This is a genomic window from Maribacter antarcticus DSM 21422, from assembly GCF_000621125.1.
Classification (GTDB): domain Bacteria; phylum Bacteroidota; class Bacteroidia; order Flavobacteriales; family Flavobacteriaceae; genus Maribacter; species Maribacter antarcticus.
In genome coordinates this window covers 33,037-50,045 of record NZ_JHZC01000015.1, presented here as the reverse complement: position 1 = coordinate 50,045, position 17,009 = coordinate 33,037, and the positions used below count along the sequence as shown (strand labels likewise).

Below are 17,009 nucleotides of genomic sequence, written 5' to 3'. Positions count from 1 at the left end.
TAGGTTAAATGAGGATATTTTGAAGTCCTGTTTGAAATTGGACTCAATCAACATATTCAATTGTGACTACGTTTACCCTCAGTAGCTAGGGAACATATCGGAATTCTGGTTAACATAATTCCTTGAAACGCTTAAAGAACAATGTCATTAAATAGTTTTCAAAATCAATTAGCCAAATCCTTATCGTGCTACAACTAAAGTGAATGTAATTATTATTAAATTTTTCATTTGTGCTTTAAATAGTCTGTTTTATTTCTAAAATCTGCCGGATCATTTGATTTGTAAATCCCCATTCATTGTCGTACCAAGTCATTACTTTTAGCAAATCGCCATCCACAACACGCGTCATATTCAAATCTACGGTCGATGCAAACGGACTCTTGACAATATCAGAAGAGACGATTGGTTCTGTTGTGGTGTTCAATATATTGGTATACCGGCTTGTTTTGGATTCCTCCTCAAAAATAGTGTTGATTTCCTCCACAGTTACACGTCGTTCTGTCACAAAAGTCAAATCTGAAATAGACCCAACAGGAATTGGAACACGAAGTGCTATGCCATCAAATTTTCCTGCATATTGGGGTAGAGCCTTAGTCGTTGCAATGGCTGCACCTGTTGCTGTTGGTATAATATTGGCCGCGCCCGCACGCCCCATTCTTAAGTTCTTTTCAGAGGGCCCGTCTACAATACTTTGGGAAGCGGTATAGGCATGTACCGTTGTCATTATGGCTTTTTTAATTCCTATTCTACGACCCAAAACTTCAACTACCGGACTGATGTTATTGGTCGTACAACTTGCACATGAAAAAATACTGGTCTTGCCATCTTTTGAGTTTACCCCATGTACTACTGTAGGAATGTCTTCACTTTTTGTGGGTGCAGAAATAATGACCGTTTTAGCTCCTGCTTTGATATGTTTTTCTGCATCTTCATTAGAGGTGAAAAAACCTGTACTTTCTATGACCACATCAATATTGTTTTCTTTCCAAGGCAGTTCTTCTGGATTGCGAACAGCATTGAACTGAATTTTTTTACCATTTATGATAAGATTATTTTCGTCGTGCGACACTTCCTTTTCATATATTCCATATACCGAATCATATTTTAGCAGATACGCTATATTTTCTACTGAAACGATATCATTCACTGCTACCAATTCTAATTCTGGTGTTGCTACTATTACTTTTAGGGCAGCTCTTCCGATGCGTCCCATTCCGTTAATTGCTATTTTCATTTTATTCATGATTACATGTTATTTAGTTTTTAACTGTTCTTTTAACGTTCACTCAAATAATTCTATATTCAATGTGATCATAAGCTTTATTTGTTTTTTGTTGAGAATAACAAGATTTTTTCAGGCACTGGTTTCATTATTTATTATTTTTTTCTCTAACGCTGTTAGATGCTTAATAATGCTGTAATGATGACAATATCTTGTAAAAAATGTATGAACCAAGCCCAAAAAATACCTTTGGTTTCTAACATTGATTTCGCTAAAAACCAACCTAAAAAACCGGCAACTAGAAGCCCTACAAATCCTCCAGGATTTCCCCAAAAGTGAACAGTCCCGAAAATCACCCCTGATATTATTGAAATATATTTATCAGATATTATATTTTTTAAAGTAACGACAACACTAAACCTTGTAATTACTTCTTCAACAAATGAATTTGTTAAAGCAAAAAGGATACTTATTGGTAAGATTTTAAATAAGCTTATAAACTTAATTTGACTTTCATGAATAATCTGGAAATAGATTATTATTGCAGTTACCAAAGTAATAACAATTGCCAAATTTTTTCCTACATGAGACCAGTTTTCATTCGGTTTTGGGTTAATACCAACATAAGGTTCTGGATAAATTTTGGCAGAAACATCCCCTTTTCTAAAGTATGCTTTAAATTCATTTTTCTTAACTGATTTTAAAACAAGTAAAAGAAAAACTGAAATAAGTAAGGTTGTTGTCTGGTATAAAATCTGTTTGTTAATTGGTACAGAAAGACTTTTAAATAAAACAACTCCATCAAGTCCATGACTGATAACGACTAATGAAATTGTTAATAAGACAATTAATCCAAGATATAAATATGATTTAGTTTTCATCGTTTTTGTTTTAGCGCTTTATTTTCTTGCTCTAATGAAGCAATATATTTTTGTTGTGGTAAAAAAGCGGCTTCAATTTCCTCAGTAGTATATCGTGGTGTAATATGCTGGGGACAGTTCCAATCGTAGGCTTCGATATGAAACACCATCATTCGTTCTGGACGAAACTTGTAGTTCTCTAGATTTAATGTTTTAAATAATTCAGAAGTATCATCAAGCTCAACAATCTCTGCTTTAGCGAATATTTTTAATCGTGACCTAGAAGGATAATCAATCATAATAAGAGACACATTAGTATTGGTTGCCATATTACCCACAGAAACGTATTGTCTATTTCCAATAAAATCAATAAAACCGATGCGTTTTGTATCTAGCACTTTTAAGAATCCTTTTGGGCCTCCGCGATGTTGTACGTATGGAAATTCTTTGACTCCTATGGAGGCCAAATAAAAACTGTCCCGGTTTTCAATGAATGTCATCTCATTATCAGTCAATCCATCAATCACACTAAATCTTTCCATACGTTCATAGCTCTTGCGACTACCGTACTTTTCCTGTAATTTTTTAACCGCATCTGTAAATGCTATTTCTGCAAAGTTTTTAGCCATCTTATTTATTCTCTTTTAATTTTTAAAACTCTCTTTAAGCCTTTCTATTTGTTTTTTTGCGTTTATATTATTCGGATTGAGTCTTAGCGAAATTTTATAATTTTTTAGGGATTCAGAAGTCATTCCAAACAATCCATAGGCTTCCGCTAGACTGTCAAATGCGTTACTACTTTTAGGGAAAATATGTGCATTCAGTGTAAAGATTTCAATTGCGTCTTCGATCTGATTTTTCTCAACTAATTTATAACCTACTCGATTTAATTCAGTTTCATTTGAAAAATTATACGTGTCTGGATAGTTGTTTTTTAAGGTTTTATAGAATTGTATCCCTTCATTTACATCATCATAGCATTTTTGTCTTATCGTAAGATAAACAGACTTTTGAGGTGTTAAAAAGGAATTTCCTTTCGAAATATTTTCAATGGATTCAGCAATTTCCCGTAGTTTAAAATTTTTATTATTGGTCATTAAAACGATTACCAAATCTTCTTTTGCATTATAATGGATAAAAGATTCGTAGTTGAAAGATGACCCTTGATGTTGATGAATAAGTAACCTATTGTTTTTAAATTTTCCACCTCCTAATGCTGCTTCGCTACTTTCAGAGAACGAATTGAATAATTGATTTAAAGATTCTTCAGAAATTAACTTTCCAGAATGTAAACTTACAATCCAATTGTACATATCATTTACAGTAGGATGAACCCAACCTGTGATTTCAATATCCATTGGCTTATCATTAATGAAATCATTATTAAATGGTGTTGCCAATTGAGGGTTATCACTTCTTGGGTCAATAAGAGCATCTTTCATATTACTTGGACTAAGAATGTTTGACTGTACAAAATCAATGAAACTCATTCCTGATACTTTTTCAATAATTTTTCTTTGAAGAATAATATTATTAATACTATAAGTATAACCAGAACCAGGTTTAAATTTCAACTGTTTAATCTTGCTTAAATCAACAAAAATGTCTTTCTCATTTTTAACACTCCTCCAATTCACTCTTGGCAATCCACTAGTATACTGAAGAAGATGATTTATACTTATAGTATTTGACCATTCTGGAAGATGCATTTCAAATTTCGAGATTTTATCATCTAGATTAAGTAATCCTTTTTCTTTTAGCATCATTATAGCGACAGCGTTGAATTCTTTCCCTATAGATCCAAGGTTAAATATTGAGTTTGGATTAAGCTCTTTTGATTTTGAGCTATCTGAATATCCAAACTCATTTTGATATATTATTTTATTGTTCTTTGCTACGAGGATATTTCCATTAAAAACACCACGTTCATAGGACACCTTCATCAAAGAATCTATCAGAGTTTGATTATTGGTAATTCTTGATACATCAGTTATACTTGGATTACTAACGTTTTTACAACTATTTAAAATGATAACCGATAATAGAAATAATAAAAATTTTAATTTCATGATCCTTGTAATAAATTAAGTTTTATTTATCTTCTCTTTTTTATTAATTTGGCTTTTTCCAAACTCTACTAGAAAAAGGATCATCAACTGGTGTTTTATACACATGATTAAAATAATTACTCATGGTTTTAACACCTATGCCAGAAATTACGCCTAAAATGTTTTCTTCAGTATAACCAGCACTTAGAAAATTAGTAATATCATCTTCAGAAGGAAGGCCTCTTTTTGCTGTCATCTGTCTTGAAAATATGCTCAATGCTTTCAGCTTTTCATTCGGGACTTCTGAATTACTTCTAATAGCATTTGTTACTTCAACAGGTACTTTACTCCAATTGTCCGCAACAAAACTATGCGCAGCCATACAATAATCACAATCATTTTCATAAGCCACAGAAAGGAAGACAACTTCTTGCTCTCGTGATGAAAATCCTGAATTTGCTCTAAATGATTTGTATGCATAAAAATAACCCTCTAATAAAGCTGTGTTATTTGCCATACCTGCATACATGTTGGGAATCATTCCCATTTGTTTTTGCGCAGTTTTTAGAATCTCACTAGATATTGAATCTGAGTTTTCAATTGTTTTTGGTTCTAAAGTGATTGTCTTACTAGTATTCATCGTCTTTTTTGATTAATTTATATTTTGTTGGTTTATGAGTTTCCTGTTTTTAATCTCACCTAACAGGATAACTTTTTTACTTCGTTCATAATTCTTGGCAGCAAGTAACATTTGGTGCTTATTATCTCTTCTAATTTTCACAACCGCATTCGATTTCTTATTTCGATGTAAAAACCATTTCGTAATTCTTTTTGCTTTGTTGCTAGACGTCCTCTTTTTATTTAAATTTAGGAGTACTAGGAATATTTAATACCCTAATACTCCCTATTTTTAATTGCGTATAATGGCCTTATAATCGTACTGGATTAGAAAGAATAGTGGTACCGCATATGCTAAATGGCGTAGTAACGTAATTACGGGCATCATGGGATTCATGTCTATTCCTGCGACTCCTGCTCCTAATAGCGGAAGCATAAATAGCCATACTAAAGCTATCATTTCACCTGTTACAAAAATAATTGGTCTTACCCATTTTGGCCCCCAAAGTGATGGTGCTATCCCGGCGAAGAGAATGGCCAATAGGACTCCATTCCCATAATGTCCTGCCACTCCGTATGCCAATCCCAATCCGGTTTTGGTGCCCAAGATAGTAGGTATGTCCCACCAAGTCCCTGTAATCAATAATCCAACGACATCAAATAATATAGTTCCTAAAACTCCCGCTAGTATTGCCTTTTTCCAATTAATTGTTTTCATTTTTTCTTTTTTTAAATGATATTATTCAATGTGATTGCCAGCTTTAGTGTTCCTATTAATTTCAATTTTTTAACATATAAACTAGTATTAAAAACAACGAATCACACCATTATTTAATGTTGTTTTTCTTTAAAAATCTAAGGATATAATTGGCAATCTCGTCACCCTTTTCTTCAAGCGCAAAATGACCTGTATCCAATAAATGAAATTCGAGATTCTTTAAATCTTTTTTGTAAGGATAAGCACCATCTGCAGGGAATATGTAATCATTTTTACCCCAAACAATCAATGTTGGTGGTTGATGATCTCTAAAATATTGTTGCCATTCTGGATATAATGGTACGTTGGTTCTGTAATCATAAAACATAGCCAATTGAATCTCATTATTTTCAGCTCTTGTTAAATGTTGCAAATCTATGGTCCAGTTGTCTGGGCTTATTTTGGATGCATCCTGAACGCCATGCGTATATTGCCATTTTAAGCCATCTGGTAAGTGAAATCCTTCTAATGGTTTACCGTTTTCAATTGTATAGTCGTTCCAATATTTTTTAATAGGAATCCAGAAGTCTTTCAAGCCTTCATCATATGCATTGCCATTTTGAATAATTAGCGATTGTACTTTTTTAGGATATTTTGCAGCAATTCTAAACCCAATTGGTGCACCATAATCCATTAAATAAATACTATATTTTTCAACTTCCAGTTCCGCCAGAAAGCTTTCAATTATAAGGGCCATATTATCAAATGTATAGTCAAAGTCTTTCATCATAGGCTGGTCGCTTCTACCAAACCCGGGATAATCCGGTGCGAGTACGTGATAACGTACAGACAGGTCTGTTATTAGATTTCGAAACATATGAGACGATGTTGGGTAACCGTGTAATAATAAAATAGTTGGTTTATTTACATCACCAGCTTCGCGATAAAAAATATTTACATCTTTTACTTTTATAGATTTATATGCTGTTTTTGAACTTTCGTTATTCAACATAGATTTTTCTATGATTGATGGTTCAACAGATCTAAAGGAATAAACTCCTAGAGCCAATACTACCAGTAAGGCTGTTCCAATTAATGATTTAACAATTGTTTTCATGGTATTTGATTTTTATGGTTATTAATTAATTCTTAAACTCTTTTTTTAACTCTTCAGTAGTGTAAACATGACTCGCGATGAAGCGAAAATTAGTTTGAGCAGCAGCGTTTCCATCATACCCTGGAATAATAGCTGAGGCAGTTGCATCTCCAACAACGGCAACTTCAAATCCATCTTCTAAAAGTTCTCTCATGTGTGATTCAACACAAAGGTTTCCAGACATTCCTGCTAAAATCACTTTGTCTATTTTTTGCTTTCTTAGTTGCAAGCTTAAATCGTTTTGTTCTGGACCATAAACTTTATGAGGTCCTACAACAGTCACAAAATCTTTTTCTATGTATTTCTTATATCTCTCTAAAAAGTCTGCTCCCGATTCTTCAAATCCCTCTTTATTCAACTGATCTCCCCTATCAAACATGTTTATATTGTGCATTAAGGTTTCTAGTGCACCTTCAAACTGCCATGAATGGTCATGTTTGTAATAGTAATGTGGAGAAATAAAAACTTTAATGCCATTAGCCTCTGCTAATTTGAATAAGGATTCTAAATTATCTACTGTATTATTTTTTGTAACGCTTTCTCCTACCACTCCCCACGTGACTCCGTTTGGACTTAAAAAGTCGTTTTGAGGATCTGTAATTACTATAGCAGTTACTCCATCAATTGTAAATCCTGGATCTGGTAATTGTGCGAAAAAACTTGAACTTGATAGTATTGTTACAACTAGTGTAAGCAATACTTTTGTGATTTTTGTTTTCATTATTTTAAATTTATTTCTAATTAAACTTCTTGTAATTGTTCTATGTTTTGTGCTTTAGGAAAATCAATTTCGAAGCCACCATTATGAAAAATCGTGTTTGTAATTGTTATTAAAGACACAATTGCGATTAATTCTGCAAATGCTGGTTTGTTAAATCCTGTATTAAAAAAAGTATTGATATAGGATTTAGATGGATGACCTTTCGTATTTACAAAGTCACTTGCCAAGCTTACCAAAGCGTTTAATTTCTCATTGGAAATGGTGTTCGTTCTTAACGCTAGCGTTTCATCTTCAGTAAAGCCATTCATTTTACCTATAGCAGTGTGTGCCGATAAGCAGTAAGCACATCCATTGGCTTGCGAAGTTGCTAGAGCGATGGCTTCGTACTCTTTAGCAGAGAACTCCCCACTTTTTAGGGTTTCTGTGAAGTTGAGAAATCCGCCTAAAAGTTTATCTGACACACCCATGGCGGCGTATAAGTTCGGAAGCATTCCGATTTTGCTCTTTACATCGGTAAAGAGGGCTTGTGAAGCTACATTTGCTTCTTCAAAGGGTAAAGGTTGTAACGTTTTCATTTGTAATTATGTTTTAGATTAGTATTGAATTAAAATTTTCGTTTCAACTTGTTGATTTTAACATCGTTTGCACTCATGTCCCGAATACACATTAGACCTTCTGAATCGAATTCCCAATGCTCGTTTCCATGGGTTCTGTACCATTGTCCAGTTTTGGCATGTTGCCATTCGTATTCGAATCGGACGGATATTCTATTATCCGTGAAAGACCATAGGTGCTTTCTAAGTTTATAGTATAGTTCCTTGTTCCACTTATCGGATAGGAATTCAACTATGGCTTGCCTACCAGTAAAGAATAAATCTCTATTTCTCCATTTTGAATCTAGGGTATAGGCTAGGGAAACCTTTTCTGAATTCTTGCTATTCCAAGCATCTTCTGCTGCTTGAACTTTTTGTGCTGCTGTTTCCTTTGTAAAAGGAGGGACTATCTTTTTCATTTTTATTTTAGTAAGGACCTAACTATATGATGTGTAATTAATACCTCTTAAATTTACACACAATACAGACAAGTCTGTTTATTTGAATTATTCTTCTCTAATTTTAAATTTAATACATCCTGATAAATACGTACAGACAAGTCTGTTTAAATAGTAAAAAAAAATATTTATGCCAATATTTTTTTACATGCCTTTTTTGCGGTCACAATTGGCCAAGTATCTTTTTGAATTTGCGAAAGAATAATCGCCCCTTCAATCAAAACCATAACTTCGTCGCCCAATTCTTTGGCTTCTTTGTTAGTGAATTCTTTTTCTTTACTGAGTTCTTTTTGTAACCAGCCCCTCAGTTCGTTTTTATGATATATGGCCTGATCCTTAATTTTATTATGATCTGTAGGAAGGTCAGTAATGATATTTTGCCATCCACAGCCTCTGAAATCGACTTCTGTCAACCACTCCGTTAGATAAGTAAAAACGCAAATAACTTTACTTTTGGGACTTTTCTCTTTGGCAACACACTCGTCTAATTTTCCCATCCACATGGTATGTCTGGCAATTAAATAGGCTACAGCAATATCTTCCTTAGATCTAAAATGTTGGTACATGCTAGCTTTGGCAACGCCTGCCTCATCTATAATCTGATTTATACCTGTCTGGTTATACCCTTGGTTATAGAACAAATCTGAAGCTGTTTCAATGACACGTTCTTTTACACCTAATTTTCTCATAGGATAAATATAGAACATAATTTAAATAAACAGACAGGTCTGTATATTTTTAACTTAAATTTAACTATCTATATTTGGTGGTTTTTTAGAGATTCGTGGTGGATTTAGACGTACAGAAAGACAATTACTTAAAGGTGGGGCTAATAAAGGGTACTCTTATCAGACTATCTTTCTAAAACTAGAGTGTATTTAAACCTACATTAAAATATCCTTTTTAAAAAACCAATCAGTACGCTTCACAGCATCCACCTTTTGTAAGGAGTTCTTTGTGTTATCCCATTTTTATTATCTTCCTTAAAACGTGTAAAGAACAAAGTCATTAAATCATTTTCAAAATCAGTTAGTAGGAATTTGATTTAGTCATCGCCCGAGTATCTGCTAACAGATACGTATAATTTACAATAGATAGGATATATAATTATTTGACTACACTAAACTCTTATCTTTTGTGTTGCCCGTTAGTATCTATTTTATGCCGTATCGCATCAAGAAGATGTATACATAAAGTAGTAATCATTATATAATTTATTTAAAGGCAGTATGCATTATTATGTAGAAAAGCAAAACCCTAGCATGGTACCCATCGGAATAATCATCTCGACACAACTATTGAAGTTTCTTTAAATTATAAGTACACTAGTTCGTGTTTTGGGAAGGTTTAATTGTGGGTGGGTTTAATCATACTAGTTCAATTAAGTGGTATTAAGGTTTATTTGAATTTTCTAGTTGTGCTTAAAGATTAAACTTAAATACTAGATAAATAATCAGGTCCAAAAAACGATGGTTTTGTGGGACAACGAGAAAACAATCAATTTCTTTCCAATTCAATTTGTAATAATAGCACAACCGACTAGATTCTATCTTGGGCCAAATAATACCAGTTGTCGAAAATTTGATTTTTTTGAACTCTGTCCTTGGGAAGAATAAGGGGACATTATTAATTTACCCTTTATAATTTCACATATTGTCCGATAAATATGAAGAATTCGAGCCCTACTAGAGGGTGCAGGACCATAAGTTATCCAAAAGGCTTTCTCATTGACCAACGACAGGATTTCGGCATATGGATACGACAATCATTCAGCACTAAAAGAAGCATTCTCAATAGCAGAAAATTGGTTTGACACTAACCAAAAATATTTTATAGATTAAACTTTGAATAACGACAAAAGCCGATGAAACTACCCATCGACTTTTAAGACTAGCTAACTCAAAGATTACTTTGAATTTGTAAAGTTCGGAATGCTTATAAATAAAAGTGTTAAGCTATAATAATGCCTAGGTTAACAATTGATAATCAATTTTTTAAGGACTCCTAAAATTTAACCAAAGATTTACTTTTAGTTAATCTTGATTACTGCACTTTTATCTTCCTTCGTAGTATGCTAAAAGCGAAAAAAAACAGGGTCCCGTCAGAAGAATTGATGCATCGGATAAAACGTTCGGACGAATACGCATTAAAGATTTTATACGACCGGCTATGGGAAAAAATGTATTCACTTGCTTATGCTATATTGAAGGACAGTTCACTATCCAGGGACATTGTTCAAGAAATATGGATAAGTATTTGGATTCGAAGAACGCAAATTGATAATGAAAATATCGAGGCTTATATTTTGAGAGCTACTCGTTTTCAGGTGTATAAGCATCTTAGGGATTCGAAAACAATACGTATTCCACATGAATTTTTGGAGTCGATTCAGGCTTCGGAAAATGACGGCATTTTACAAAAGCTATATGAAGAAGATACGAAGTCGAAAATTAGAAAAGCGGTTGAGAACCTACCTAAAAAATGTCAAGAAGTCTTCGTTTTAAGCCGTAATAAAGGACTTAAAAATGCAGAAATATCGAAAAAACTAGGAATTTCTCAACGGACGGTAGAAACCCATGTCTCAAATGCAATTAGAATGGTAAAGAGCCAAATAGTTATCCCCTTGGCACTTATACTTGCGACCTTTTTTTAAAAAAAACCCATTTTATTTTACGTGTGTTGCCATACTTATGGTATATAGTTTTAGAAGCAAAGGTATGACCGATAGAGAATTCAGAGAACTTCTGGATAAATTTATAGAGGGCAGAATCTCTCCAGAAGAAGAAAAAGTACTTTCCGAATATGAGGTATTTTCCCTATCGGAGTATAAGGACGGGGTTTTTAAAAGCGATATTGAAAAATCAGAGGTCCAAAGGGATGTCTATTCCAACATCAAGAAACATATAGTAAGAAAAAATAGGTCATGGATTGGTTTCGCTGCCTCCGTCGCTATACTTCTAGGAGTCGGAATTTTTATTTATTTCGTGACCAATCAGGATATATTAGTAGTAACCAATAATTCCAACTCCTTCAGAATTGTCGAACTCAAAGATGGTAGTATAGTCACTCTTAATAGAAATAGTAGTATTCGATTTAATAACGATCAAAATGGAATCCGTTATCTAGAACTCGATGGAGAGGCCTTTTTCAATATTACTAGAAATGAGGACAAACCTTTTATCGTTGAAACCGAAGGTCTAGAAACAAGCGTGTTAGGAACTAGTTTCAATATCTCTGAGCGTGATACATTGATAAGTGTAACCGTGGCAACTGGGGTTGTTGAAGTGTCGTACAAGAATAAGACCGTTAAGCTAAAATCAAATCAAAGAAGTACGTATTCCGCGACATCAAAAGTATTTCGAACCAGTAATTTGAATCATAAACTATTTACATCTTGGTATAAAAACATCATCAAATTAGAAGGTGTGAGTATGGGGGAAGTGGCGGAGTTCCTTACCTATAGATATGGGGTCAAAGTTCAGTTTTATAACGAAAAGGCCAAGAATAACCGGATGACCATTAGTCTTGGGCCAACACAAAATCTGCAAACAATACTAGAAAATATCAACTATATAAACGAATTGAAAATAACCAAAACAAAGAAAAATATGATAGAAGTAAAATTGAGATAAAATAGGAAGAGCCTGCTGTAACAGGCTCTTCCAGAATAAGCGTCGAATATCAAACAAAACAACACTTAAAAAATGAATTTAAAAAAATACGTTTTAAGACCTTTCCTTTTATTTTTTGTCCTGAGCATCACAAATCCGCTTTATGCTTCAGGTGTCACAAATTCAAAGGAAGTAAAAGTAAGCATAAAACTAAAAAATGCTAAATTGTCCGAAATTTTTTCTGAACTCGATAAAAAGACTGAATACGGTTTCACATATGGACAATATGTAATCGATAAAAAGGAAACCTATGATGTAATATATAAGAACAGCTCCCTAGATATAATACTTAATATACTTTCAAAGAAAGCTGAATTTCAATATGATATCAAAGGCGATAATATACGCATCGCAAAGAACAACACAGCTATTCAAATAGGATTGCAGCAAAGTTCTATTGAAGGTATCGTTACCGATGAACTTGGACAACCCCTCCCTGGAGCAAGTATAGTAGAGAAAGGTACAACAAATGGGGTCATTTCCGATTTTGACGGAAATTACACGATTCAAGTTTCCAGTGCTTATGCCATACTTGAAGTTTCCTATTTAGGATATTCAACCCAAGATATTCCGGTAAACGGTCAAAGTAGTATTAACGTTCAACTACAATCGGATACAGGTCAGTTGGACGGGGTGGTCGTTATCGGTTATGGTACCACGACAAAGGAAAAGTTCAACGGGGCTGTTTCCAAGATTGAGACCAAAAAACTGAACACTTTTTCATCAGCCAATTTTGAACAGGCACTTTCCGGTAATGTTGCGGGGGTACAAGTGGTAGGGAATGGCAAGAACCCAGGAGAGAACTCCGTAATACAAATCAGGGGTTTAAACACATTAACGGCAGGCACTAACCCGTTGATTGTGGTCGATGGTAACCCATTGTCAGAAGGTTCTTCCTTTAGTTCCATAAATAATCAGGATATTGAATCGATCAACATTTTGAAAGATGCCGCATCGGCAGCTATCTACGGATCAAGAGCTTCTAACGGGGTAATTCTTATTACGACAAAAAAAGGGAAACAAGGTGTACTTAAAGTTGCATATGATACCTATTACGGTTTTCAAGACCGCATCGATAATTTTGAATTGGCAGATGCTTATGACACGGCTCTTTTCGACAATGATGCACGGAATTTCGGTTATGTTTCCGGTGGGCCGGGAAGAAGTATTACCGACGATAACGCCACAAGGGATGCTAATGGAGGTGGAAAACGTAGCAGGGTCCAAGGTTTTCTTCAGGGTTATTTGGATGGCCAGCAAGGGCTCATCAATACAGATTGGCTCGATGCAACGTTTAGAACTGCATCCCAGCAGAACCATTATATAAATCTAAGCGGAGGTACGGAAAAAACAAATTACTCGGTTTCTTTTGGGTATCTAAACCAAGAAAACATCATTGTTGACTCTGATTACAAACGCTATACGAACAACATACAGCTAAATTCTCAGATAAGTGATCGTGTCCGTTTTGGAATCACTTCCAATATTTCTATGGTCAATTCAAACCCAACTGGAGAGAGAGGTTGGTCTTCACATGGGACCGGCGCAGGACAGCAACCCGACCCCAGTTATGCAGCGGTACTTATGCATCCGTACTATCCAATTTATAATCCGGATGGTTCTTTTGCCATTGCAAATCAAATTGACGACAACAATGATAATTGGGATGGACCCATTTCTGAAAACACAATAGCTAAGGTAGGTTTAACTGATTTTTTTGAGCGCCGCTTTAGGATATTTGGAAGTACATTTGTAGAAGTCGACGTTTGGAACGGTTTGAAGTTTAAAACTTCTTTTGGAGGCGACTATAATACTATTTTTACGGAATTCTTCGCTCCTTCTAGCATAGGAAACTATAGAACCCCCGTAGCAAACAATCTTGCGCAGGCATTCGAGAATAATGCAAGAAGGGAAAACTACATTACTGAGAATATTTTAACCTATAACGGAACTATTGGCAAGCATAATTTTGATGCGTTGTTCGGGTTTAGTTATCAAGAGGAAAGCTCATTTAATACCAGATTGGAGAGCAATAATTTTGCTGATAATAATTTACGAAATATTGCTGGGGCGACTAATCCTTCAGCGGTTACTAGAAGGAGTAAATGGGCCCTTGAATCCTATTATAGCCGATTACAATATGATTATGATGGCAAGTATTCCTTATCAGGCTCCTTTAGAAGGGATGGCTCATCTCGATTCGGGGCTAATACCAAATATGGGAATTTTGCTTCTGTATCCGCAGGATGGACCTTAAGCAACGAAAGTTTCTTTCCACAGGATGGTTTTGTAGGGTTTACCAAATTACGGGCTAGTTGGGGACAGACGGGAAATAACCAAATAGGCGACTTTGGTTCCATTGCATTAACCGACCCGGACAATTACGTCCTTGATGGCCAATTGGTTCCAGGTGCTTACACTCGAACCTCACCAAACCCAGATCTATCATGGGAAACCAATACCGCATTGAACATAGGTTTGGATTTAGGATTTTTTCAAAATAAATTATTTTTTACTGCGGAGTATTATAATTCCAAAACTTCAGATTTGTTATTGGAAGTTCCTGTACCACAACAGTCGGGTTTCTCACAATCTCTTCAGAACATTGGCGAACTCGAAAACAAGGGCTTCGAATTAGAAGTTCGCGGAAGCAATTTTGAAATGGGTGATTTCAGCATCGGTTTCAATGCGAACATTAGTACTAATGAGAACGAGGTCTTGGCCTTAGGTGAAGGTCAAGAGCAGATTATAGCGAATAATGGAGGTATGGATTTTCTAACAAAAGTAGGTGGGAGTATTGCAGAGTTTTATACCTACGATATTATAGGGGTTTACAAAGAACAGGCGTCAATCGATGCGGCCGCTGTCATTCCTTTGGCCGGAACGGAAGTAGGTGATTATATTGTTAGGGATGCCGATGGCGACGGTGAGATTACTCCTGATGATAGGGTTACACTTGGTGACTACAATCCGGATTTTACTTATGGATTCGGTTTTACGGTAGGTTATAAGGGGTTTGACTTAAGCGCCCAATTTACGGGGGTTGAAGGCAGAAAGGCTGCAGACAATATGGTTTATGATGCGGAAAGTGGTGAAGGTTTTTTTGTGCCGACACAATATTACGTCGATAATTATTTTAGTGACAGCAACCCAGATGGGTTTTTAAGAAGGCCTGATTTTTCTAGTTTTTCCTCGGCGGGTAGAATCACAAGAGCTTCCAGTCTTGCGGTTTTGGACGCGGACTATTTTAGACTACGGAGCCTACAACTGGGTTATAACTTTAATGATGGTGTCACGAAATATATGGGAATCGATTCCTTTCGGATTTATTTGACAGGGAACAATATTTTCAATAGCTCAAAATTCAGGGGCTATAACCCAGATGGCTTGGATACCGGTAGCAATAGAAAACAGGCACTGACAAGGGGCTGGATTAATTCTACCAGTCCTTTGACCCGTTTTGTCGCTCTTGGATTGAACCTTAAATTTTAAATTAAAAAAAACAAAAGAAAATGAAATCTGCTAAAAATATATTTCTGACACTCATAGTCTTATTTGGATTCTCTTCATGCGAGAGCGAACTAGAGATAGTGCCGATTACCGAAAAGGCCGCAAATAACTTTTACTCTAATGAACAGGAGCTGGAAAGTGCAATCATAGGTGTTTATGCACAACTACAGACCGGAGGGCTTTATGGCCTTGATTTGATTGGGGTAGGTGAAATTTCCGGCGAGGATTCCTTTGAGGAAATCGCTGCGAACGATGGTGGCCGTTTTGGTCAGCTCGACGATTTTTCAACCAATCCCGGAAACGATTTGGTGGCCGATATTTGGAGAGAGTCCTACGAAGGTATCCAAAGAACCAATGTGGTACTGAACCGAATCACAGCTATTGAATATGGGGACGCTTCGTTAAAGACAAAAAGAATCGGTGAGATGAAGTTTGTCCGTGCATTGCTATACTTTAATTTAGTCCGCTTATATGGAGATGTTCCCTTGGTGATTGAGGAAACGACTAGCCCTTTTGATTATTTTGGACAAGGTCGGACAATTTCTACTGCCGTGTATGCGCAAATCGAAATTGATTTGTCGGATGCCGTTCAAAACCTTCCTGTTGAAAAAGAAATGGGAAGACCTGCAAAAGGCGCGGCGCAGGCCTTGTTCGGTGATGTACAATTGACACAAGGTAATTTCGGTGGAGCATTGACTAGTTTAGAGGCGGTAGTTAGCTCAAATGCTTATGCGCTTGTACCAAGCACATCAGAGATATTCGGTGTAGCTAATGAAGGTAACTCGGAAATTTTGTTCGAAGTCCAATTTACAAGCGGCTTCAATGTTGATGGGCAACTTGAAGGAAGTCCTGCTGGTTCTCAATTTCGACCATCGGGTACTGCAGCGAACGCCAAAGGCCATAACTTACCCACACAAGCGTTTATTGATTCCTTTGAAGCGGAGGATACTCGCTTGAACGATTACGTCGGTGTTGATACGGGTGCGAATCCATTTTACTATTCTACCAAATATGAGGTTTCCGCGACCGGAGCTAACGATGGGGGTAGTGATCATCTGATCATTAGATATGCGGATGTGCTTTTGAAATATGCCGAGGCCCTGAACGAGAACGGGCGAACAGCAGAAGCTATCGAACAATTGAATACGGTAAGAACAAGAGCAGGTCTGGCAGCAACTACGGCATCCACTCTAGCGGATGTGCAGTCAGCTATACGACAAGAACGTCGCTTTGAGCTCATAGGAGAAGGACATCGTTGGTTAGACCTGAAGCGATATGGAAGTGCTGTAACGGTCATGAACGCTTTTTTTGCCAGTACCGGGGCTAGTGTTTCTATTGACGATAACAAGTTGGTACTTCCAATTCCACAGAGTCAAATAGATACCGACCCTGACGTAATCAACCAAAACCCTGGATACTAATTTTCTAAAGATGGGAGCGTATCAAAACATGCGC

The 17,009-nt window shown here is 35.8% G+C and carries 15 protein-coding genes; 4 read left to right on the top strand and 11 right to left on the bottom strand.

Translation table 11 applies throughout. The annotated features are described in order from the left end of the window. Positions 1 to 235: 235 nt before the first annotated feature. The 11 genes from gap to Q360_RS0112725 all read right to left on the bottom strand — a co-directional run bounded on the left by gap (position 236) and on the right by Q360_RS0112725 (position 9,062). Positions 236 to 1,243 (bottom strand): type I glyceraldehyde-3-phosphate dehydrogenase, encoded by a 1,008-nt coding sequence (gene gap / locus Q360_RS0112775; protein WP_245603250.1) that lies wholly within the window; start codon positions 1,241 to 1,243, stop codon positions 236 to 238. Positions 1,244 to 1,398: 155 nt separating this feature from the next. After that, positions 1,399 to 2,103: a CPBP family intramembrane glutamic endopeptidase gene (locus Q360_RS0112770; RefSeq protein ID WP_027077456.1), complete on the bottom strand. Its 705-nt coding sequence runs from the start codon at positions 2,101 to 2,103 to the stop codon at positions 1,399 to 1,401. Then, on the bottom strand, positions 2,100 to 2,711 hold the full coding sequence (locus Q360_RS0112765) for a pyridoxamine 5'-phosphate oxidase family protein (protein WP_027077455.1): 612 nt from the start codon (positions 2,709 to 2,711) through the stop codon (positions 2,100 to 2,102). Before Q360_RS0112765 ends, Q360_RS0112770 begins: the two co-directional genes overlap by 4 nt. A gap of 15 nt (positions 2,712 to 2,726) precedes the next feature. Beyond that, entirely contained in the window at positions 2,727 to 4,151 is a 1,425-nt protein-coding gene (locus tag Q360_RS23155) for a serine hydrolase domain-containing protein (protein ID WP_051554698.1), read from the bottom strand. A 43-nt stretch (positions 4,152 to 4,194) separates the two neighbouring features. Beyond that, on the bottom strand, positions 4,195 to 4,770 hold the full coding sequence (locus tag Q360_RS0112755; protein ID WP_027077454.1) for a carboxymuconolactone decarboxylase family protein: 576 nt from the start codon (positions 4,768 to 4,770) through the stop codon (positions 4,195 to 4,197). Positions 4,771 to 5,040: 270 nt separating this feature from the next. Then, positions 5,041 to 5,466: a hypothetical protein gene (locus Q360_RS0112750; protein WP_027077453.1), complete on the bottom strand. Its 426-nt coding sequence runs from the start codon at positions 5,464 to 5,466 to the stop codon at positions 5,041 to 5,043. A gap of 109 nt (positions 5,467 to 5,575) precedes the next feature. Next, positions 5,576 to 6,562: an alpha/beta fold hydrolase gene (locus Q360_RS0112745; RefSeq protein WP_027077452.1), complete on the bottom strand. Its 987-nt coding sequence runs from the start codon at positions 6,560 to 6,562 to the stop codon at positions 5,576 to 5,578. Between the two features lie 25 nt (positions 6,563 to 6,587). Next, the gene (locus tag Q360_RS0112740) at positions 6,588 to 7,322 is read right to left on the bottom strand and encodes a cysteine hydrolase (protein ID WP_084273430.1); all 735 of its coding nucleotides are present in this window, start codon (positions 7,320 to 7,322) and stop codon (positions 6,588 to 6,590) included. Positions 7,323 to 7,342: 20 nt separating this feature from the next. After that, entirely contained in the window at positions 7,343 to 7,897 is a 555-nt protein-coding gene (locus tag Q360_RS0112735; protein WP_027077450.1) for a carboxymuconolactone decarboxylase family protein, read from the bottom strand. A 29-nt stretch (positions 7,898 to 7,926) separates the two neighbouring features. After that, entirely contained in the window at positions 7,927 to 8,334 is a 408-nt protein-coding gene (locus Q360_RS0112730; protein WP_027077449.1) for a nuclear transport factor 2 family protein, read from the bottom strand. A gap of 167 nt (positions 8,335 to 8,501) precedes the next feature. After that, positions 8,502 to 9,062: a TetR/AcrR family transcriptional regulator gene (locus tag Q360_RS0112725; RefSeq protein WP_027077448.1), complete on the bottom strand. Its 561-nt coding sequence runs from the start codon at positions 9,060 to 9,062 to the stop codon at positions 8,502 to 8,504. 1,382 nt (positions 9,063 to 10,444) lie between these two features. Between Q360_RS0112725 and Q360_RS23150 the strand changes: the two genes are divergently transcribed. The 4 genes from Q360_RS23150 to Q360_RS0112705 all read left to right on the top strand — a co-directional run bounded on the left by Q360_RS23150 (position 10,445) and on the right by Q360_RS0112705 (position 16,975). Then, positions 10,445 to 11,026, top strand: a complete 582-nt coding sequence (locus Q360_RS23150) for an RNA polymerase sigma factor (protein ID WP_051554697.1) — start codon at positions 10,445 to 10,447, stop codon at positions 11,024 to 11,026. Positions 11,027 to 11,090: 64 nt separating this feature from the next. Further along, complete coding sequence (locus Q360_RS0112715; protein ID WP_169734648.1) at positions 11,091 to 12,005, top strand: FecR family protein; 915 nt, start codon at positions 11,091 to 11,093, stop codon at positions 12,003 to 12,005. Between the two features lie 72 nt (positions 12,006 to 12,077). Next, positions 12,078 to 15,536 (top strand): SusC/RagA family TonB-linked outer membrane protein, encoded by a 3,459-nt coding sequence (locus Q360_RS0112710; RefSeq protein WP_051554696.1) that lies wholly within the window; start codon positions 12,078 to 12,080, stop codon positions 15,534 to 15,536. A gap of 20 nt (positions 15,537 to 15,556) precedes the next feature. Next, positions 15,557 to 16,975, top strand: a complete 1,419-nt coding sequence (locus tag Q360_RS0112705; protein WP_027077445.1) for a RagB/SusD family nutrient uptake outer membrane protein — start codon at positions 15,557 to 15,559, stop codon at positions 16,973 to 16,975. The last annotated feature ends 34 nt before the right edge of the window (positions 16,976 to 17,009 follow it).